Source organism: Actinoplanes teichomyceticus ATCC 31121 (genome assembly GCF_003711105.1).
Taxonomy (GTDB): Bacteria; Actinomycetota; Actinomycetes; order Mycobacteriales; family Micromonosporaceae; genus Actinoplanes; species Actinoplanes teichomyceticus.
Window position 1 is genome coordinate 3,774,862 of record NZ_CP023865.1, and the last position, 22,839, is coordinate 3,797,700.

Sequence of the window (22,839 nt, forward strand, 5' to 3'; positions counted from 1 at the left end):
ATGTCCTCCGACCAGCGGAGTCGCGTCGCCGCCCTGCCCGAGCACCTGCAGCGTGCGCTGCGCCGGCGGCTGTCCGGCGCGGCGGGCACGACCGGGGCCGCCGACCGGATCCCCGCCGCCCCCCGGGATCAGCGCCTGCCGCTGTCCTTCGCCCAGCAGCGGCTGTGGTTCCTGGACCGGTTCGCGCCCGGCGACTCCGAGTACAACAGCGCCCTGGCGCTGCGCCTGACCGGCGAGCTCGACGTGGCCGCGCTCACCACGGCGATCCGCGAGCTGGTGGCCCGGCACGAGTCGTTGCGCACCACGTTCGACGACGTGGACGGCCGCGCCGTGCAGGTGGTGCACCCGCCGTCGCCGTTGCCGGTGCCGGTGGTCGAGGTGGCCGGCCCGCGCCCGGACGGCGCCGCGCTCGACGAGCTGCTGTTCACCGCCTACGCGGCCCCCTTCGACCTGCGGACCGGGCCGCTGGTGCGCGCGACGGTGTTCCGCCTCGCGCCGCACGAGCACGTCCTGCTGCTGGCCGCCCACCACATCGTCACCGACGGCTGGTCGATGGGCGTGCTGGTGGACGACCTGGGCACGCTCTACGGGCAGGCCCGCGACGGCGGCCCGGCCACCCTGGCGCCGCTGCCGGTGCAGTACGCCGACTTCGCGGTCTGGCAGCGCGCCCGGGCGTCCGGGGAGGTGGCGCGCCGGCATGCCGACTACTGGGCCCGGCAACTGGCCGGCCTGCCCGTGCTGGACCTGCCCACCGACCGGCCCCGGCCGGCGGTGCGCACCTCGCACGGCGCGGTGCACCCGTTCGCCGTGCCGGCCGCCGTCACCGGCCGGCTCGCCGCGCTGGCCCGCGCCCACGAGACCACCCTCTTCACCACCCTGACCGCCGCCTGCGCGCTGCTGTTCGCCCGCTACGCCGGGCAGGACGACGTGGCCCTCGGCACGGTGGTGTCCGGCCGGGACCGCCCGGAACTGGAACGGCTGGTCGGCTTCTTCGTCAACACCGTGGTGCTGCGCTCCCGGGTGGACCCGGGCTGCACGGTCGCCGAGTTCCTCGGCCGGATGCGCGCCACCACGCTGGACGCCGTCGCGCACGGCGACGTGGCCTTCGAGCGGCTGATCGAGGCGGCCGGCGCGGCCCGCGACGTCAGCCGCAACCCGCTGTTCGACGTCATGGTGCTGCTGCACGGCGACCGCCGGTCCACCCCGCGGATGGGCGACCTGCGGGTCGAGGAGGTGCCGCTCACCCGGCGCGCCGCGACCTTCGACGTGTCGGTGGAGTTCGAGGAGCGCGACGGGACCCTCACCGGCTTCGTCGAGTACAACACCGACCTGTTCGACGCGAGCACCGTGGAGCGGATGACCGGTCACCTGCTGACCCTGCTGGACGACCTCGGCGGGGATCCGGGGCGCCGGATCGGGCAGCTGCGGCTGCTCGGCGCCGACGAGCGACGGCAGGTGCTGGCGTGGGGGCGCGGCGCCCGCGCCGAGCACCCCGCGGCCACCTTCGGCGAGCTGTTCGAGGCGCAGGCGCGGCGCACGCCGGACGTCACCGCGCTGGTCTGCCGGGACGGGACGCTGACCTACCGGCAGCTGGACGCGCGGGCCAACCGGCTGGCCCGGCTGCTGCTGCGGCACGGCGCCGGCCCGGAGCGCGCGGTGGCGGTGGCGCTGCCGCGCACGGCCGACGCGGTGGTGGCGTTGCTGGCCGTCGCCAAGGCCGGCGGCGTGTACCTGCCGCTGGACGCGGACCTGCCGGCCGAGCGGATCGGGTTCGTGCTGGACGACGCGGCGCCGGTGCTGCTGCTGACCGCCGGGCCGCTGGACGTCGCGCACGGCGTGGCCCGGATCGACCTGACCGCCCCGGACACCGCCGGTGAGCTGGCCGCGCTCGACGACCGGGCGCCCACCGACGCCGACCGGCCGGCCCGGCTCACCCCGGCCCACGCGGCCTACGTCATCTACACCTCCGGCTCGACCGGCCGGCCCAAGGGCGTCACGGTCGAGCACCGCCAGCTGGCGAACCTGTTCCACCAGCACCGGCACGGCCTGAGCGCCGCGGCCGGGCGCCGGCTGCGGGTGGCGCTGACCGCGGCGTTGTCGTTCGACACCTCGTGGGAGGGGCCGCTGCTGCTGGCCGACGGGCACGAGCTGCACGTCATCGACGAGAGCACCCGCCTGGACCCGGCCGCGCTGGTCGGCTACGTCCGCGAGCAGCGCATCGACTTCCTCGACGTGACCCCGTCCTACCTGCAGCAGCTGCTGCCGGCCGGGCTGTTCGGCGACGGCGCGCATCACCCGGGCGTGCTGATGCTCGGCGGTGAGGCGCTGACCGCGGCGCTCTGGCGGCAGCTGGGCGCGGCGCCGGCGACCACGGCGTACAACTTCTACGGCCCGACCGAGTGCACGGTCGACGCGGTGTCGTGCCGGGTCGCCGGCGCCCGGCCGCTGGTCGGCCGGCCGCTGGGCAACCTGCGCGCGTACGTGCTCGACGAGCGGCTGGCGCCGGTCCCGGCCGGGGTTGCGGGGGAGTTGTACCTGGCCGGGGCTCAGGTGGCCCGCGGCTACCTGGGCCGCCCCGGGCTGACCGCGCAGCGGTTCCTGGCCGACCCGTACGGCGGGCCGGGGGAGCGGATGTACCGCACCGGCGACCGGGTGCGGTGGACCGCCGACGGGATGCTGGACTATCGCGGTCGTACCGACGAGCAGGTCAAGATCCGTGGGTTCCGGATCGAACCCGGCGAGATCGAGTCCGCGCTGCTGGGCGTGCCCGGGGTGGCCGAGGCCGCCGTGGTGGCCCGCCCGGACCGGGCCGGGCACCAGCGGCTGGTCGCCTACCTGGTGGCCGCCGGCGACCGGCCGGACCCGGGCGCGCTGCGGGACCGGCTGCGCGGCCGGCTGCCGGAGTACATGGTGCCGTCCGCGTTCGTCGTGCTCGACCGGCTGCCCACCACCCACACCGGCAAACTGGACCGCCGGGCGCTGCCTGAGCCGCCCGTGCCCACCGGTGACGAGACGGCGTACGTGGCGCCGCGTACCGACGTGGAGCGGCGGCTCGCCGAGATCTGGGCGGACGTGCTCGGCGCCGAGCGGGTCGGCGTGACCGACAACTTCTTCGCGCTCGGCGGCGACTCGATCCTGAGCATCCAGGTGGTGTCCCGGGCCCGGGCGGCCGGGCTGCGGATCACCTCCCGGGACGTCTTCCTGCACCAGCGCATCGCCGACCTGGCGCCGCTGGCCACCGCCGCCGGGACGCCCGCCGCCGCGCCGGTGGCCGCCGGCCCGGCCCCGCTCACGCCGATCCAGCGCTGGCTGCTCGACACGTACGGGCTGCCGCGCCACTTCACCATGTCGATGACCCTCGACCTGGCGCCGGACGTGGACGTGCCGGCGCTTCAGCGGGCGCTGCACGCGGTCGCCGGGCACCACGAGGCGCTGCGCCTGGCGTTCACCGCGGACCCCGGCGACCCGGTCCAGCACCCCGCCGACGCCGCCCCGGCGCCGCTGCGGATCTGTGAGCTGACCGGTGACCGGCCCGGCCCGCAACGGCTCGCGGCAGCCGCCGCGCTGCGCGCCGACCTGGACCCGGCCACCGGCCGGATGTTCGGCGCGGTCCTGTTCCGCGGCCCGGACCAGCCCCCGCGGCTGCTGCTGATCGCCCACCACCTGGTCGTCGACGGGGTGTCCTGGCGGATCCTGCTGGACGACCTGGAGACCGCCTACCGGCAGCTCGTGGCCGGGCAGCCGGTGTCGCTGCCGCCGGCCGGCACGCCGTTCACGCACTGGGCGCGCCGGCTGGCCGGGCACGTCGCGGCCGGTGGCCTCGACGACGCGCTGCCGCACTGGGCCGCCTGCCCCGAGCCGCTGCCGGTGCCGGTGGACCGGGACGGCGCGGGCGTCGCGGCGTCGGTGCGGACCGTGTCGGTCCGGCTGGGCCGCGCGGACACCGACGCGCTGCTGCGCCAGGTGCCCCCGGTGTACCGCACCCAGATCAACGACGTGCTGCTCAGCGCGCTGGGCCGGGTGCTGGCCGACTGGACCGGCCGGGACCGGGTGGCGATCGCGCTGGAGGGACACGGCCGCGAGGAGCTGTTCGACGGCGTCGACCTGGGCCGGACCGTCGGCTGGTTCACCACCCAGTTCCCGGTCACCCTGGACCTGCCGGCCGGTCGGGACTGGGGCCGGACCCTGCTCGCGGTCAAGGAGCGGCTGCGGGCGGTGCCGCACCGCGGGCTCAGCTACGAGGCGCTGCGCTACCTGGCACCGTCGGCCACCGCGCTGCACGGGCGGGCCCTGCCGCAGGTGTGCTTCAACTACCACGGGCAGTGGGAGGGATCGGACGGGGCCGGGCTGTTCCGCGACCGCCACGACGGGATCGGTCCCGACCTCGCCCCGGACCTGCGGCCGGCCTACCTGCTGGAGGTCACCGGGCTGGTACAGGCCGGCGAGCTGCACCTGACCTGGCAGTACAGCGACGAGGTGCACGACGGGCGGACCGTGCGCGGCCTGGCCGGCGCGATGGTCGAGGCGCTGCGCGCGATCGTCGCGCACTGCCGTGCGCCGCACGCCGGCGGGCGCTCGCCCGGCGACTTCCCGCTGGCCGGGCTGGACCAGGCCGGGGTGGACCGGGTGGCCGGCGACGGGCGCGCCGTCGAGGACGTGTACCCGCTGACCCCGCTGCAGGCCGGCATGGTGTTCCACAGCCTCGTCGACGCCGGCTCCACCGTGTACGCCGACCGGACGACGATCCGGCTGGCCGGCGTCACCGACCCGGACGCGCTGGCCGCCGCGTGGCAGCGGGTCGCCGACCGGACCCCGGCGCTGCGTACCCGCGTGGTGTGGGAGGGCGTCGACCGGCCGCTGCAGGTGGTGCACCGCCACGTCGACCTGCCGGTCACCCACCACGACTGGCGGGGCCTGTCCGCGCCCGGCCGGCGGGCCGCCCTCGACGACCTGCTGGCCGCCGACCGGGCCGTGCCGCTTGCGCTGACCCGCGCGCCGCTGATGCGCCTGGCCGTCGCGCGCACCGCCGACGACGAGGTGCTGCTGCTGTGGACCGCACACCACGTGCTGCTCGACGGCTGGAGCGTCGGACAGGTGTTCGCCGAGGTCGCGCAGGAGTACACGGCCGCGGTCCGGGGCCGGGCGCACGCCGGCGCCCACCGTCGCCCGTTCCGCGACTACCTGGCCTGGCTGGCCGGGCAGGACGAGGGCGAGGCGCACCGGTACTGGCGTACCGTGCTGGCCGGCGTGACCGCGCCGACCCCGCTGCCGTACGACCGCCAGCCGGTCGAGGCGCACCGCGCCGAATCCGCCGAGACGGTCCGGATCCGGCTCACCGGCGCCGAGTCCACCGCGCTGCGCGACGCCGCCCGGCAGCACGGCCTCACCGTCAACACCGTGGTGCAGGGCGCCTGGGCGCTGCTGCTGTCGCGGTACAGCGGCGAACCGGACGTGGTGTTCGGCACCACCGTGTCCGGCCGCCCCGCCGACCTGCCCGGCGTCGAGTCGATGATCGGCATGTTCATCAACACCGTGCCGACCCGGGTCGTCGTGGCCGACCGGGAGCCGGCCGCCGCCTGGCTGCGGCGGCTGCAGGAGGCGCAGAGCGAGGCCCGTCGCTACGACTGGGTGGCCCTGGCGCAGCTGCGCGGCTGCACCGGCCTGCCACCGGGCACGAACCTGTTCGACAGCGTCGTGGTCTTCGAGAACTACCCGTACGACGCCGACGCCGTGGCCGCCGGCGAACTGCGGCTGATCGAGGCGCGCAGCACCGACACCACCAACTTCCCGCTGGCGCTGAGCGCGCACCTGGCCGACGGGCTGGGGCTGGAGCTGGCGTACGACCCGCAGCTGTTCGACGCCGGCACCGCCCGGACCCTGACCGACCGGCTGCGGCGGCTGCTGCTGGCCGTCGCCGCCGACCCGTGGCGCCCGCTGGCCGACCTGGACTGGATGAGCGCCGCGGAGCGCGACCGGGTGCTCGGCGCGTGGGCCGGCGCCACCTGTCCGATGCCGGCCACCCTGTTCCCGGACGTCTTCGCCGAGCAGGCCCGGCGCACCCCGGACCGCACCGCCCTGGTGTTCCGCGACGTGCGGCTCACCTTCGCCGAGGTGGAGGCGCGCGCCAACCGGCTCGCCCACCTGCTCATCCGGGCCGGTGCCGGCCCGGAACAGGTCGTCGCGGTCACCCTGCCCCGCGGCGCCGACACCGTCGTCGCGATCCTGGCCGTGCTCAAGGCCGGCGGCGTCCACCTGCCCGTCGACCCGGCGCTGCCCGCCGACCGCATCGCGCTGCTGTGCCGCGACGCCGGCGCCGCCGTGATCCTCGGCGCCACGCCCCCGGACACCGGCGACCGGCCCGTGCTGCGGCCCGGCGACCCGGCGACCGAGGCGGCGCTGCGGGACTGCCCGGACACCGCGCCCACCGACGCCGACCGGCGGGCCCCGCTGCGGCCCGGCAACGCCGCCTACCTGATCTACACCTCCGGCTCCACCGGCCGGCCCAAGGGCGTCGTGGTCGAGCACCGGCAGCTGAGCACCCTCTACTTCGACCACCTCACCGACCTGATCGAGCCGGAGCACCGCGCCGCCGGCCGCCGCCTGACCGTGGCGCTGACCGCGGCGTTCTCGTTCGACACCTCCTGGGAGGGCCTGCTGTTCCTGGCCGCCGGGCACCGCCTGCACGTCATCGACGACGACGTGCGGCTCGACCCGGACGCCATGGTCGGCTACATCACCGAGCACCACGTCGACCTGCTCGACCTGACCCCGTCGTACGCCCGGCAGCTGGTCACCGCCGGCCTGCTCGACGCGGGTCACGGATACCCGCGCGTGGTCATGCTGGGCGGGGAGGCCGCCGAGCCGGCCCTGTGGCGCGAGCTCGCCGGCAGCCACGTCACCGGCTACAACTACTACGGCCCGACCGAGTGCGCGGTGGACGCGGTGTGGTGCCGGGTCGCCGACGCCGACCGGCCGGTCATCGGGCGGCCCGGCCGCAACCAGCGGGCGTACGTGCTGGACCGCGGCCTGCGCCCGGTGCCGCCCGGGGTGACCGGCGAGCTGTACCTCGGCGGCGACCAGGTGGCCCGCGGCTACCTGGACCGGCCCGGCCTGACCGCGCAGCGCTTCGTCGCCGACCCGTTCGGCGCGGGCGGGCAGCGCCTGTACCGCACCGGCGACCTGGTCCGCTGGACCGGCGACGGCCGGCTGGAGTACCTCGGCCGCGCGGACCAGCAGATCAAGATCCGGGGCTTCCGGATCGAGCCCGGTGAGATCGAGGCGGCCCTGCTCGCGCACCCGGACCTCAGCGCCGCCGCGGTGGTGGCGCACGAGAGCGGCCCGGCGCTGCGGCGGCTGGTCGGATACCTGGTCCCGGCCGCCGGCGCCACCCTGCCGGCCGCCGGTGAGCTGCGGGCGTGGCTCGGCCGGTCGCTGCCGGACTACCTGATCCCGGCGGCGTTCGTCGGCGTCGACCGGCTGCCCACGACCACCAGCGGCAAGCTGGACCGGCGGGCGCTGCCGGAGCCGGACTTCGGCGGCGCCGGCGGCAGCGCGTCGGTGGCGCCGCGCACCGCCGCCGAGCGGCTGACCGCCCGGATCTGGGCGGAGGTGCTGGGCGTGGCCGGGGTCGGGGTCACCGACAACTTCTTCGACCTCGGCGGCGACTCCATCCTGAGCATGCGGGTGACCTCCCGGCTGCGGGAGGAGTCCGGCGTACGGGTGTCCCCGCGCGCGGTGTTCGACGCCCCGGACCTGGCCGCCCTGGCCGCCCTGCTCGACGAGGCGGCCGGTCGGCCGCGGGTCGCGCCGGTGACCCCGGCGCCGCGTACCGGCCCGCTGCCGCTGTCCTTCGCCCAGCAGCGGCTGTGGTTCCTGGACCGGTTCGACCCCGGCGGCGCCGAGTACCTGAGCCCGCTGGCGCTGCGCCTGCGGGGGCCGCTGGACCGCGACGCCCTGGCCGCGGCGCTGACCGGGCTGGTCGCCCGGCACGAGTCGCTGCGGACCACCTTCGACACCGTCGACGGCCGGGGCGTGCAGGTCATCGGCGACCCGTACCCGGTGGCGCCGGAGCTGCACGACCTGACCGGCCGCTCGCAGGCGCTGCCCGGCCTGCTCGCCGCCGCGGCCGGGCGCCCGTTCGACCTGCGTACCGGCCCGCTGCTGCGCGCCGTGCTGGCGGTCACCGGAGCGGACGAGCACGTGCTGCTGCTGGTGCTGCACCACATCGTCACCGACGGCTGGTCCGGCGGGGTGCTCGCCGACGAGCTCGGCGAACTGTACGACGCCGCCCGGCACGCCCGCCCCGCCCAGCTGCCCGCCCTGCCGGTGCAGTACGCCGACTTCGCGGTGTGGCAGCGCGACCGGCTCACCGGTCCCGGGCTGGACGAGCAGATCGGCTACTGGCGGCGGCAGCTGGCCGGGCTGGTCCCGCTGGAGCTGCCGACCGACCGGCCCCGGCCGCCGGTGCGGACCTCGGCCGGCGCGTCGCACGAGTTCCGGCTGCCCGCCGCGCTCACCGCGGGGCTGCGGCGGCTGGGCCGCGACCACGACTGCACCCTGTTCACCACCCTGGTGGCCGCCTGCCAGGTGCTGCTGAGCCGCTGGTCCGGGCAGGACGACATCACGCTGGGCACGGTCACCTCCGGCCGGGAGCACCCCGGCCTGGAGCGGATCGTCGGTTTCTTCGTCAACACCGTGGTGCTGCGCTCGCCGGTCGCCGCCGAGGAGTCGTTCGCCGATTTCCTGGGCCGGGTCCGCGGCACCGTGCGCGACGCCTTCGCCCGTCAGGACGTGCCGTTCGAACGGCTCGTCGACGAGCTGCGGCCGCCCCGCGACACCAGCCGCAACCCGCTGTTCGACGTGCTGGTGACGCTGCAGAACCTGCCGTCCGAGGCGCCCCGCCTGACCGGCCTGGAGGTCACCGAGCTGCCCCCGCCGCTGGTCACCGCCAGTCACGACCTGACCTTCGAGTTCGAGGAGCGTGACGGCACGCTGGCCGCGGCGGTGGAGTACAACACCGACCTGTTCGACGCGGCGACCGTGGCGCGGCTGGCCGGGCACCTGGGCGTCCTGCTGGAGGCGGTGGTCGCCGACCCGGACCGGCCGGTGGGCCGGCTGCCGCTGCTGACCGCCGCCGAGCGGGCGCAGCTGCCGGCGTACCAGAACGGCCCGGCCGAGACGGCGCCGCCGGCCTGCTTCCCGGAGCTGGTGGCCGCCCAGGCGGCCCGCACGCCGGGGGCCACCGCCCTGGTCTGCGGCTCGCAGACCCTGACCTATGCGGAACTCGACGAGCGGGCCAACCGGCTGGCCCGGCTGCTGCTGCGGCACGGGTGCGGCCCGGAGCGGATCGTGGCGCTGCTGCTGCCGCGCGGCGCCGACCTGGTCGTCGCGATGCTCGCGGCCGCCCGCACCGGGGCCGCGCATCTGTGCGTCGACCCGGACCAGCCCGCCGACCGGATCGACCTGGTCCTGCGCGACGCCGCGCCGGTGCTGGTGGTCACCACGGCCGGCGCCGGGCGGGCGCGGCGCGCGCTGGCCCTGGACGACCCGGCGGTCGGCGAGCGGCTGCGGCGCGCTTCCGCGGCCCCGCTCACCGGCGCGGACCGCCGCCCGCCGCGCCCGGGGAACACCGCGTACGTCATCTACACCTCCGGCTCGACCGGCCGGCCCAAGGGCGTCGCGGTCGAGCACCGGCAGCTGGTCAATCTGCTTGCCCACCAGCGCACCGGCCCGCTCGCCGACTTCGCGGCCCGGCACGGCGACCGGCCGGTACGCGCCGCCCTGTCCGCGACGTTCGCCTTCGACTCGTCCTGGGAGGAGCTGCTGCTGCTCGCCGGCGGCCACGAGGTCCACGTGCTCGGCGACGAGGTGCGCGCGGACGCCGGCGCGTTCGTGCGCTACGTCGTCGAGCACCGGATCGATCTCGTCGACGTCACCCCGTCGCTGGCCCGGCAGCTGCTCGCCGCGGGGCTGCTCACCGACCCCCGGCACCGCCCGGACCTGCTGCTGGTCGGCGGGGAGGCGATGGACGAGTCGCTGTGGCGCGACCTGGCGACGGCCGGGGTGATCGCCTACAACATGTACGGCCCCACCGAGTGCGCGGTGGACGCGGTCGCCGGCCGGGTCGGGCCGGGCCGCCCGGCGCTGGGCCGGCCGCTGCCGAACCTGCGCGCGTACGTGCTCGACGAGCGGCTGGCGCCGGTCCCGGCCGGGGTTGCGGGGGAGTTGTACCTGGCCGGGGCTCAGGTGGCCCGCGGCTACCTGGGCCGCCCCGGGCTGACCGCGCAGCGGTTCCTGGCCGACCCGTACGGCGGGCCGGGGGAGCGGATGTACCGCACCGGCGACCGTGCCCGCTGGACCGCGGCCGGCGCGCTGGAGTTCCTCGGCCGCGCCGACGAGCAGGTGAAGATCCGCGGGTTCCGGGTGGAGCCGGGCGAGGTGGAGGCCGCGCTGACCGCCCACCCGGACGTCACCGAGGCGGTGGTGGTGGCGCACGCCACCGCCGACGGCGGGCATCAGCGGCTGGTCGCCTACCTGGTCACCACCGGCGGGCGTGATCCCGGCGCCGAGCGGCTGCGGTCCTGGCTCAAGCGGTCCCTGCCGGACTACCTGGTGCCGGCGGTGTTCGTGGTGCTCGACCGGCTGCCCACCACCCACACCGGCAAACTGGACCGCCGGGCGCTGCCTGAGCCGCCCGTGCCCACCGGTGACGAGACGGCGTACGTGGCGCCGCGTACCGCCGTGGAGCGGCGGCTCGCCGAGATCTGGGCGGACGTGCTCGGCGCCGAGCGGGTCGGCGTGACCGACAACTTCTTCGCGCTCGGCGGCGACTCGATCCTGAGCATCCAGGTGGTGTCCCGGGCCCGGGCGGCCGGGTTGCGGATCACCTCCAAGGACATCTTCGCTCACCAGAGCGTGGCCGAGCTGGCCCTGGTCGCCACCGCGGAGCTGCCGCCGGGCGCGGCCGGCGAACCGGTCACCGGCCCGGCCCCGCTCACCCCGATCCAGCGCTGGTTCGTCGGTCACCAGCCGGACCGGCTCGGCCACTTCGCCATGTCGATGCTGGTCGACCTGCCCGCCGACGTGGACCCGCAGGTGCTCGGCGCGGCCCTGGACGCGCTCGTCGCCCACCACGACGCGCTGCGGATGCGGCTGCGGCACGGCCCGGACGGCTGGACCCAGGAGCCGGCGCCGTCCGCCGCGGCGCCGCTGACCCGGGTGGACCTGTCCGGCGCCGGCGACCACGAGCGGCCCGCCGCGCTGCACCGGCACGCGCTCGACGCGCAGCGCGGCCTCGACCCGGTCACCGGTCCGATGCTGCGGGCGGTCCTGTTCGACCACGGCCGCGCGCTGCCGCCGCAGCTGTTCCTGGCCGTGCACCACCTGGTCGTCGACGGGGTGTCCTGGCGGATCCTGCTGGACGACCTGCAACGGGCGTACCACGACCTGGCGGCCGGTCGGCCGGTCGCGCTGCCGGCGGTCGGCGCCGGGTACACCGCGTGGGCGCACCGGCTGGCCGCGCACGTGGCCGCCGGCGCCCTGGACGACGCGCTGCCGTACTGGGTGGCGGCCGGCGCGGCGAGCGCGGACCTGCCGGTGGACCGGCCCGGCGGCAACACCACCGGGTCCGCACGGACCTGCACCGTACGGCTGCCCCGCGCGCAGACCGACGCGCTGCTGCGCCAGGTGCCCCCGGTGTACCGCACCCAGGCCAACGACGTGCTGCTCAGCGCGCTGGGCCGGGTGCTGGCCGACTGGACCGGCCGGGACCGGGTGGCGATCGCGCTGGAGGGACACGGGCGGCAGGAGCTGTTCGACGGCGTCGACCTGAGCCGGACCGTCGGCTGGTTCACCGCCGAGTTCCCGGTCGCGCTGACCGTGCCGTCCGGCGACTGGGGCGCGGTGCTGACCGCGGTCAAGGAGCAGCTGCGCGCGGTGCCGCACCGCGGGCTCAGCTACGGCGCCCTGCGCTACCTGAGCGCGCCCGGCTCCCCGGCCGAGGTGCTGCGCGCGCAGGCGATGCCGCGGATCTGCGTCAACTACCACGGCCAGTGGGAGCTCGGCGGGGACGATCCCACCGGCCTGTACCGCGGCTGGCATCCCGGCATCGGCGCGGACGTCGCCCCGGACACCGACCGCGGCTATCTGATCGAGGTGACCGCGGCGGTCACCGGCGGGCGGCTGCACCTGGACTGGACGTACGCCGGCGAGATGTTCGACGAGGCCACGGTGCGGCGGCTGGCCGAGGACACGCTGCGGGCGCTGACCGGGATCGTGGCGTACTGCGCCCGCCCGGAGGCCGGTGGGCGCAGCCCGTCCGACTTCCCGCTGGCCCGCCTGGACCAGGCCGCCGTGGACCGGCTGGCCGGCGACGGCCGGGGTGTCGAGGACGTGTACCCGCTGACCCCGCTGCAGGCCGGCATGCTGTTCCACAGCCTGGTCGACCGCGACTCGGGCGCCTACTCGGACCAGACCCGGGCCCGGCTGGCCGGGGTGCGCGACCCGCGGGAGCTCGCCGCGGCCTGGCAGCGGGTCGCCGACCGCACGCCGGTGCTGCGCACCGCCGTGGCCTGGGAGGGCCTGGCCCAGCCGGTGCAGATCGTGCACGCCGGAGTCCGCGTCCCGGTCACCCACCGGGACCTGCGCTCGCACGGCGCCGCCGAGCAGGACGCGGAACTGGACCGGCTGTGCGCGGCCGACCGGGCGGCCGGCCTGGACCTGACCCGCGCGCCGCTGCTGCGCCTGACGATCGCCCGGCTCACCGACGACGAGGTGCTGCTGGTGTGGACCTCGCACCACATCATCCTGGACGGCTGGAGCACCGCCGCCATCGTCGGCGAGGTCCTCGAGGAGTACGCCGCCGCGGTGACCGGCCGCGCGCCCCGGCTCACCCCGCGCCGGCCGTTCCGCGACTACCTGTCCTGGCTCGACGCGCAGGACCGGGCCGAGGCGCGCCGCTACTGGGCCGGGGTGCTCGCCGGGTTGCGCGCGGCCACCCCGCTGCCGTACGACCGGCCGCCGGCCGGCACCCACCGCACCGAGACCTCGCAGGCGGTACGGATGCGGCTGGACCCGGCCGAGTCCGCCCGGCTGCACGACACCGCCCGGCGCAACGGCCTCACGCTGAACACCGTGGTGCAGGGCGCGTGGGCGCTGCTGCTGTCGCACCACAGCGGCGAGCGCGACGTGGTCTTCGGCACCACCGTCTCCGGCCGCCCGGCCGAGCTGGCCGGGGTGGAGTCGATGATCGGCATGTTCATCAACACGCTGCCGACCCGGGTGACCGTCGACGACGGTGTGGACGCCGTCTCCTGGCTGCGCCGCCTGCAACTGCAGCAGAGCGAGGCCCGCCGCCACGACCACGCGTCGCTGGCCGAGCTGCGCGGCGCCGGTGAGCTGCCGCCGGGCGCGGAGCTGTTCACCAGCATGGTGGCGTTCGAGAACTATCCGGTCGACGGCGCCGCGACCGGGGACGGTCCCCGGGTGCTCGCGGCCGACGGCGTGGACACCACCACCTTCGCGCTCAGCCTCACCGCGTACCTCGACGACACGATGCGCTTCGAGCTGGCCTACGACCCGCGGCTGTTCGACCGGGACACGGTGACCGCGCTGGCCGGGCGGCTGCGTACCGTGCTCGGCGAGATCGCCGCCGACCCGGGCCGCGCCCCCGGGCGGCTGCCCTGGTGCACCGGCGCGGAGCTGGAGCCGGTCCTGACCGGCTTCAACGACACCGCGCGGCCGGTACCGGCCGGCACCCTGACCGATCTGCTCGCCGAGCAGGCGGCGCGCACCCCGGGCGCCCGCGCGGTGGTCTTCGAGGACCGCGAGCTGAGCTACGCCGAGCTGGACGCGTGGGCGGCGCGGCTGGCCGCCCGGCTGGTCGCCGCGGGCGCCGGTCCCGGCCGGTTCGTCGCCGTCGCGCTGCCCCGCTCGCTGGAGCTGGTGGTCGCGCTGCTGGCGGTGCTCCGCTCCGGGGCCGCCTACCTGCCGATCGAGACGGATCTGCCGCGGCAGCGGGTGGCGTTCATGCGCGACGACGTCCGGCCGGTGCTCGTGCTCGACCGGCCGGAGAGCGTAGGCGACGGCGCTGGCCTGCCCGCGCCGGCCGCGGGCGCGCTGCCGGCGGCCCGGCCGGGCGACCCGGCGTACGTCATCTACACCTCCGGGTCCACCGGCCGCCCGAAGGGCGTGGTGGTGCCGCACGAGGGCATCGTCAACCGGCTGCGGTGGATGCAGCACGAGTACCGGCTCGGCCCCGACGACGTGGTGCTGCAGAAGACGCCCGCCGGCTTCGACGTGTCGGTGTGGGAGTTCTTCTGGCCGCTGATCACCGGCGCCACCCTGGTGGTGGCCCGCCCGGACGGGCACCGGGACCCGGCCTACCTGGCCCGGCTGATCCAGGACGCGGCGGTCACCACGGTCCACTTCGTGCCGTCCATGCTGCGCGCCTTCGTCGCCGAACCGGCCGCGGCCGGCTGCACCGGCCTGCGCCGGGTGCTGTGCAGCGGCGAGGCGCTGCCCGGCGACCTGGTCACCGCCTGGCAGCGGTTGCTCGACGTGCCGCTGCACAACCTGTACGGGCCCACCGAGGCGTCGGTCGACGTCACCTCGTTCGCGTGCCCGCCGGGCTGGGCCGGCGCGCCGGTGCCGATCGGCCGGCCGGTGTGGAACACCCGGGCGTACGTGCTCGACCGGTTCCTGCGCCCGGTCCCGCCCGGCGTGCCCGGCGAGCTGTACCTGGCCGGCGTCCAGCTGGCGCGCGGCTACCTGCGCCGGCCCGGGCTGACCGCGCAGCGGTTCCTGGCCGACCCGTACGGCCCGGCCGGCACCCGGATGTACCGCACCGGTGACGTGGCCCGGTGGACCCCGGACGGCCTGCTGGAATACCTGGGCCGCGTCGACCACCAGGTGAAGATCCGTGGGCTGCGGGTGGAGCTCGGCGAGATCGAGGCCGCGCTCGCCGCCCATCCGCGGGTCCGCGCCGCCGCGGTGCTGGCCCGCACCGACCGGCCGGGCAGCCCCCGGCTGGTCGGCTACGTCGTGGCCGACGGCGACCCCGCGCCCGGCGCCGGCCGGCTGCGCGAGCATCTGCGGCGCTCGCTGCCCGAGCACATGGTCCCGGCGGTCTTCGTCACCCTCGACCGGCTGCCGCTGACCGGCAGCGGCAAGCTGGACCGCCGGGCGCTGCCGGCGCCGCAGCCCGACGACCCGGCCGGACCGGCGTACGTCGCGCCGCGCACCGACGCGCAGCGGCGGGTCGCCGCCGCCTTCGCCGAGGTGCTGGGCCGATCGCGGGTCGGCGCCGAGGACGACTTCTTCGCGCTCGGCGGCGACTCCATCGCCAGCATCGGCGTCACCTCCCGGCTGCGCGCGGCGTTCGGCGTGCAGCTGTCGCCGCGGGCGCTGTTCGACCATCCCACGGTGGCCCGGCTCGCCGCGGCGCTGCAGGAACCCGACCGCGCCCCGGCCGCCGCCATCGCCGTGCGGCGACCCGACGGGCCGGCCCCGCTCTCGTTCGCCCAGCAGCGGCTCTGGTTCCTGCACCAGCTGGACCCGGCCGGCGGCGAGTACCACACCGCGACGGCGCTGCGCCTGCGCGGCGAGCTGCACACCGGCGCGCTCGGCGACGCGCTGTCCGCGCTGGTGGCCCGGCAGGAGTCGCTGCGCACCACCTTCCACACCACCGCGGACGGCCACGCCCGGCAGGTGGTCGGGCCGCCGTACCGGGTGACGCCGGAGCCGGTCGATCTGGGGGAGCTGCCGGAGCGGGAGCGCGACGAGCGGCTGGCGCGGGTGCTGGCGCAGCAGGAGCGGCGCCCGTTCGACCTGGCCACCGGGCCGCTGCTGCGTCCGGTGCTGATCCGCCTGGCCGGCGACGACCACGTCCTGCTGCTGGTGCTGCACCACATCGTCACCGACGGGTGGTCCACCGGCGTCCTGCTGGACGAGCTGGCCGAGTGCTACGCCGCCGCGCTCGCCGGCCGCGCCCCGAACCTGCCCGACCTGCCGGTGCGGTACGCCGATTTCGCCGCCTGGCAGCGCGAACGGCTCACCGGCGAGGTCCTCGCCGAGCAGCTGGCGTACTGGCGGGAGACGCTGGACGGGGTGGCCCGCCTGGACCTGCCCACCGACCGGCCCCGCCCACCGGTGCACACCCGCAGCGGCGCGGTCCACGAGGCGCGACTGCCGGAGCCGGTCGCCACCCGGTTGCGGGCGCTCGGCCGGCGGCACGGCGGCACCCTGTTCACCACCCTGGTGGCCGCCTGCCAGGTGCTGCTCAGCCGCTGGTCCGGCCAGAGCGACGTGGCGGTCGGCACGGTGACCGCCGGCCGTGACCGCGCCGAGCTGGAGCACCTGGTCGGCTTCTTCGTCAACACCGTGGTGCTGCGCGGCACGGTGCGCCCCGACCGCCCCTTCACCGACCTGCTGGACCGGGTACGGCACACCGTGCACGACGCCTTCGCCCACCAGGACGTGCCGTTCGAGCGGCTGGTCGAGGAGCTGCAACCGGTCCGGGACCCGAGCCGGACCCCGCTGTTCGAGGTGATGGTGGTGCTGCAGAACCTGCCCGGCACCAGGGCGCAGCTGCCCGGCCTGCGCGCCGAGCCGGTCGAGCTGCCGACCACCACGGCCCCGGTGGACCTGACGATGGAGTTCCAGGAGACGGCCGACGGCCTGGAGATGGCGCTGACCTACAACACCGACCTGTTCGACGCCGCCACCGTCGAACGGATGGCGGCCCACCTGGCCGAGCTGCTCACCGGCATCGCCGCGGACCCGGACCGCCCGGTGGCGCACCTGCCGATGCTGCCCGCCGCGGAACGGCGCCGCCTGCTGGTCGAGCTCAACGACACCGGCGCGGCGGTGCCGCCGGCGACCCTGGACGAGCTGTTCGCCGCGCAGGCGCGGGACACCCCGCACGCGACGGCGATCCTGCACGACGACGACGCCGTCGACTACGCCGGCCTGGACGACCGGGTGAACCGCCTGGCCCGCCTCCTGATCGAGCGCGGCGCCGGCCCGGAGTCGATCGTGGCGCTGCTGCTGCCCCGGTCCGTGGAGATCATCGTGGCGCAGCTGGCCGCCGGCCGCGCCGGGGCGGCCTACCTGCCGGTCGACCCGGACTACCCGGCCGAGCGGATCGCGTTCATGCTCGACGACGCCCGGCCGGCGCTCATCCTCACCCGGTCCGATCTGGCCGGCCGGGTGAGCGCCACGGCCGGCCCGCTGATCCTCGACGACCCGGCCGTCACCGCCGCCCTGGCGGCGCAGCCGGGGAAGCGGGTCACCGCTGCGGACCGGCGCGCGCCGCTGCGGCCGGAGCATCCCGCGTACGTCATCTACACCTCCGGGTCCACCGGGCGCCCCAAGGCGGTGACCGTCACCCACGCCGGCATCGCCGGGTTCTGCGCCGCCGAGATCGCACATTGCGCGGTCCGGCCGGGCGACCGGGTGCTGCAGTTCGCCTCGCCCAGCTTCGACGCGTCCGTGCTGGAGCTGTGCATGGCCCTGCCGGCCGGGGCCGCCCTGGTGGTCCCGCCGCCCGGCCCGCTGGTCGGCGAACCGCTGCGGCAGGTGCTGGCCGACCGGCGGGTGACCCACGCGCTGATCCCGCCGGCGGCGCTGGCCACGCTGCCCGAGGGCGGGCTGCCCGACCTGGCCACCCTGATCGCCGGTGGCGACGCCTGCACCGCCGAGCTGGTGAGCCGCTGGGCCCCCGGCCGCCGCATGATCAACGCGTACGGCCCGACCGAGGCGACCGTGGTGGCCACCTGGACCGGCCCGCTGGAGCCCGGCCCGGTGCCGCCGCCGATCGGCCGGCCGCTGCCGGACACCCGGGTGTACGTGCTGGACGCCTGCCTGCAACCGGTGCCGACCGGGGTGGCCGGGGAGCTGTACGTCGCCGGGCCCGGTCTGGCCCGTGGCTACCTGCGCCGGCCCGGGCTGACCGCGCAGCGGTTCGTGGCCGACCCGTTCGACGGCCGCGGAACCCGGATGTACCGCACCGGCGATCTGGTCCGCTGGACCGCCGCCGGTCAGCTGGAGTTCCTCGGCCGCGCCGACGAGCAGGTCAAGATCCGCGGGTTCCGGATCGAACTGGGCGAGGTGCAGGCCGCGCTGGCCGCCCACCCCGGCCTGGCCCAGGCCGTGGTCGCCGCCCGCGAGGACCGCCCGGGGGTCAAACGCCTGGTGGGCTATGTCGTGCCGCAGCCCGGCACGACGGCGCCGGACACCGGGGCGTTGCGCGCCTTCCTCGCCCGCGCCCTGCCGGAGCACCTGATCCCGGCCGCGTTCGTGACCCTGCCGCGGCTGCCGGTCACGGCCAACGGCAAGGTGGACCGGCGCGCCCTGCCCGCCCCCGACCCGGCGGCGCTGGACAGCGCCGGACACGTCGCCCCGCGCACCGACGTCGAGCGCACCCTGGCCGGGATCTGGAGCGACGTGCTCGGCCTCGACCGCGTCGGCGTGCACGACAACTTCTTCGACTCCGGCGGCGACTCCATCCTGAGCATCCAGGTGGTCTCCCGAGCCCGGCAGGCGGGCCTGCACCTGAGCGCCAAGGACCTGTTCGCCCGGCAGAGCATCGCGGCGCTCGCCGAGGTGGCCGCCCCGGTGGCCGGCGGCGCCGCGGACCGCGGCCCGGTCGTCGGCGAGGTGCCGCTCACCCCGATCCAGCGCTGGTTCTTCGAGACCCACACCGCCAACCCGCACCACTTCAACCAGGCCGTGCTGCTGGAGCTCACCGGCGGCGTGGACGAGGACGCGCTCGACGCCGCGCTGGCGGCGCTGGTCGCCCGGCACGACGCCCTGCGCGCGGTGTTCCACCCGGAAGGCGCCGGCTGGCGTCAGGAGCTGGCGCCGGTCGAGGCCGGGCCGGTGCTGCGCCGGCACCGGCTGGCCGCCGGCGACGACGAGCAGCAGCGGGCCGAGATGGAGAAGGTCGCCGACGGCCTGCACGCCGCCTTCGACCTGCGCCGCGGCGGGCTGTTCGGGGCGACGCTGTTCGACCGGGGCGGCGCTCGGCGGCCCTACCTGTTCCTGCTGGCCCACCACCTGGTGGTCGACGGCGTCTCCTGGCGCATCCTGCTCGACGACCTGGACACCGTCTACCGGCAGCTGTCCCGCGGCGAGCCGGCCGACCTCGGCGCCCGCACCACGTCGGTGCGGGACTGGGCCCGGCGCCTGGCCGAGCACGTGGCCGGCGGCGCCCTCGACGGCGAGGTGGCGTACTGGGCCGCCGCGGCCGGGCCGGACACGTCACCGGCCGGGCCGGACACGGCTGCCGGGCCGGCGCCCGCGGAGGCGCCGGCCGCGACCCGCAGCGTCTCGGTGGCCCTCACCGCCGACGAGACCGACGTGCTGCTGCGCGCCGCGCCGGGGGTCTACCGGACCCGGGTCAACGACGTGCTGCTGGCCGCGCTCGCCTCGGCGCTGTCCGGCTGGACCGGCAGCGAGCGGGTCCGCATCCAGCTGGAGGGCCACGGGCGGGAGGAGATCCTGCCCGACGTCGACCTGTCCCGGACCGTCGGCTGGTTCACCACCATGTACCCGGTCACCCTGCACGTGCCGGCCGGCGCCGGATCGCCGTGGCGGGCCTTGGTCAAGTCGGTGCGCCGGCAGCTACGGGCGATCCCCGGCAACGGCTTCGGGTACGGCGCGCTGCGCTACCTGGGCGCGCCCGAGGTGCGGGACCGGCTCGCGGCCGGTGCGCAGGCGCCCGCGACGGTCTTCAACTATCTGGGTCAGTGGGACGCCCGGGCGCAGGAGGCCGGGGCGACGCTCTACCACGACGCCCACCCGGCGCCCGGCCAGGACCATGACCCGCGCAACCGGCGGGCGCAGGGGCTGGAGGTGGTCGGGTCGGTGCACGGCGGCGAGCTGGAGTTCACCTGGTACTACCCGGCCGGGCGGTACGAAGAGCCGGCGGTGACGGCGGTGGCCGGGTCCTTCGCCGCCGCGTTGCGCGGCATCGTCGACGACTGCCGGCGGGGGGACGGGTGACGGCGCCGCTGTCGCGTAACCGGGACTACCGGCTGCTCTGGCTGAGCCAGGCCGGCGCCGAGTTCGGGCACAACGCCACCACGATCGCGTTTCCGCTGCTGGTGCTCGCGGTCAGCGGTTCCACGGCCGCGTCCGGCCTGGTGCTGAGCGCCATCGCGGCCGCCCAGCTGGTGGCGGGGCTGCCGGCCGGCGCGGTCGCGGACCGCTGGAACCGCAAGCGGGTGATGCTGGCCTGCGAGGCGGCACAGGCGCTGGCGCTGGCCGGTCTGGTCGCCGCGGTGCTCGCCGGGGTGGCGACGGTGCCGCACATGGTCGCCGTCGCGGCGGTGCTCGGCGTCTGCACCGCGCTGTTCGAGCCGGCCGAGGACGCCACCCTGGCCGCGCTGGTGCCCGAGGAGCAGCTCGGCGCCGCGGTCGCCGCCAACGCGGCGCGTACCTCCCTGGGGCAGGTGGCCGGCACGGCGGCCGGCGGCGTGCTGTTCGCCGCCGGGCGGTTCCTGCCGTTCGCCGTGGACGTGCTGACCCACGTGGCCGCGTTCGCCGCGCTGGCCTTCCTGCGGGTGCCGCCGCGCCGGCCGGCGCCGGAGCCGGTGCGCCGGCTGGGTCCGGAGATGCTGGCCGGGCTGCGCTGGATGTGGCGGCACCCGGTGATCCGCTCCACCACCGGGTACGCGGTCGTGCTGAACCTGTTCTTCAGCGCCTTCTACCTGGTGGTGATCGTGCTGGCGCAGCGGCGGGGCGCCACCGCGGCCGAGATCGGGCTGATGGCCGCGATGCTCGGCGCGGGCGGGGTGGCCGGCGCCCTGCTGGCGCCGCCGCTGCACCGGCTGCTCGGCCCGTACGTCTCGGTCACCGCGGTGTTCTGGGTGCTGTCCGTCCTGGTCCCGCTGACCGCGCCGGCCCGCGACGGCTACCTGATCGGCGCCCTGTTCGCCCTGATGGCCCTGCTCGCGCCGACCGCGAACACCACCATCGTCACCCAGCAGATGCTGCTCACCCCGGACGGGCTGCGCGGCCGGCTCAGCGGCGCGCTGGGACTGCTGACCGGCGCCGCCGGGGCGCTCGGCCCGGTGCTCGGCGGGCTGCTCACCGAGCTGCTCCCGGGCACGGGCGCGGTGCTGGTCTGCGCCGCCGGCATGGCCGTGGTGACGGTCCTCGCCACCGCCAGCCCGGTGCTGCGCGCGCTGCCCCGGCGTCAACCGGCGCCGGTACCCGAGTGACCGACCGATCCGCCCGACACCGAAGGAGACCACGATGGACGACGACGCCCGCTACGAGGTGCTGCGCAACGACGAGGACCAGTATTCGCTGTGGCTGCTGGGGCACGACGTGCCGGCCGGATGGCACCGGGTCGGCAAGGAGGGCACCCGCGACGAGTGCTCCGCCTACGTCGACGAGGTGTGGACCGACATGCGGCCGCGCAGCCTGCGTGAGCAGATGGACGGGGCCGCGACGGCCTGACCGTCCGGCCGTGCCCGCCACCGTGGCGGGCACGGCCGCTCGCCGCCGTGGCAGGCGCCCCAGGTCGGGCCGGCCGCTGGACGCGCCCCGCGTCATCGGGACGTCGCCCGGCCGGTCAATCGCCCTTGACGTTGACGAGCTGCCGCAGGGTGTGCCGGATCTCGACCAGGTCGGCGGCGTCGCGCATGACCACGTCGATCGGCTTGTACGCCTGCGGGATCTCGTCGAGGAACGCGTCGGTGTCGCGGAACTCGATGCCCTTCATCGCCTCCCGCAGCTGCGCCCGGGTGAACGTCCGGCGCGCCCTGGACCGCGAGTACGCCCGCCCCGCCCCGTGCGGCGACGAGTGCAGCGCCATCGCGTTGCCCCGCCCGACCACCACGTACGACGCGTCGCCCATCGAGCCGGGGATCAGTCCCGGCACCCCGGCGCCGGCGTTGATCGCGCCCTTGCGTGACAGCCACACCCGCTCGCCGAAGTGGGTCTCCTGCTCGGTGTAGTTGTGGTGGCACTGCACCCGTTCGCGCTGCTCGACCGGGGCGCCGGTGAACTCGGCGAAGCAGGCCAGCACCCGGTCCATCATCTCGTCCCGGTTGGCCAGCGCGAAGTCCTGCGCCCAGCGCAGCTCCCGCAGGTACGCCGCGAACTCCTCGGTGCCCTCGGACAGGTACGCCAGGTCCCGGTCCGGCACGCTGATCCCGCGCCGGGCCATGACCTGCTGCGCGACCCGGATGTGGTGGCTGGCGATCCTGTTGCCGACCCCGCGGGAGCCGGAGTGCAGGAACAGCCACACCGCCCCGGACTCGTCACGGCACACCTCGATGAAGTGGTTGCCGCTGCCCAGCGTGCCCAGCTGCAGCTGCCAGTTCTTCGCGTACTCGCCGGGGTCGAAGCCGAGGCCGGCCGCCGCCGCGGCCAGCCGGTCCGCCCGCGCCCGCGCCGAGTCGGTCAGCCGGGTGTTGTAACCGCCGGCCGAGAGCGGGACCGCCCGCTCGATCGAGGTCCGCAACCGGCTCAGGTCCGGGGGCAGGTCGTCGCGGTGGTGCTGGGTGCGCACCGCGGCCATGCCGCAGCCGATGTCGACGCCGACCGCGGCCGGGATCAGCGCGCCGCGGGTGGGGATGACCGACCCGACGGTGGCGCCCTTGCCCAGGTGCGCGTCCGGCATCAGGGCGATGTGCGGGTGGATGAACGGTAGCCGGGACGCCTTCTCGGCCTGCCGCAGGGTCTCGTCCTCGACGAGGCTGGCCCAGTTGAGCAGACGTTCGTTGATCTTCTGCACACCCCGGTGCATCCCCCGGACCGGCGCGAGTCAATCATGGCCGGCGCCCGGCCGCCGAGTGTCACACCGGCGTACGTTTTCGGTCGCGGCGCCGG

The 22,839-nt window shown here is 76.5% G+C and carries 4 protein-coding genes; 3 read left to right on the forward strand and 1 reads right to left on the reverse strand.

The features are described from left to right. Genes ACTEI_RS16620 through ACTEI_RS16630 form a run of 3 tightly spaced genes read left to right on the forward strand, consistent with a single transcriptional unit; the run spans position 1 to position 21,462 of the window. Complete coding sequence (locus ACTEI_RS16620; RefSeq protein WP_122982201.1) at positions 1 to 20,001, forward strand: non-ribosomal peptide synthase/polyketide synthase; 20,001 nt, start codon at positions 1 to 3, stop codon at positions 19,999 to 20,001. Next, on the forward strand, positions 19,998 to 21,221 hold the full coding sequence (locus ACTEI_RS16625) for an MFS transporter (protein WP_122978491.1): 1,224 nt from the start codon (positions 19,998 to 20,000) through the stop codon (positions 21,219 to 21,221). Before ACTEI_RS16620 ends, ACTEI_RS16625 begins: the two co-directional genes overlap by 4 nt. Before the next feature lie 34 nt (positions 21,222 to 21,255). Next, positions 21,256 to 21,462 carry an MbtH family protein gene (locus ACTEI_RS16630; protein ID WP_122978492.1) on the forward strand — a complete coding sequence of 69 codons (207 nt, stop codon included), beginning with the start codon at positions 21,256 to 21,258 and terminating at the stop codon, positions 21,460 to 21,462. Positions 21,463 to 21,577: 115 nt separating this feature from the next. Here ACTEI_RS16630 and ACTEI_RS16635 read toward each other — a convergent pair whose 3' ends face one another. Continuing rightward, positions 21,578 to 22,744 (reverse strand): RtcB family protein, encoded by a 1,167-nt coding sequence (locus ACTEI_RS16635; protein ID WP_122982202.1) that lies wholly within the window; start codon positions 22,742 to 22,744, stop codon positions 21,578 to 21,580. Positions 22,745 to 22,839: the final 95 nt, after the last annotated feature.

What these genes read in the sequence shown, in the direction of transcription:
- ACTEI_RS16630 (WP_122978492.1), top strand. Translation starts at nt 21,256, where the DNA reads ATGGACGACGACGCCCGCTACGAGGTGCTGCGCAACGACGAGGACCAG.
- ACTEI_RS16620 (WP_122982201.1), top strand. Translation starts at nt 1, where the DNA reads ATGTCCTCCGACCAGCGGAGTCGCGTCGCCGCCCTGCCCGAGCACCTG.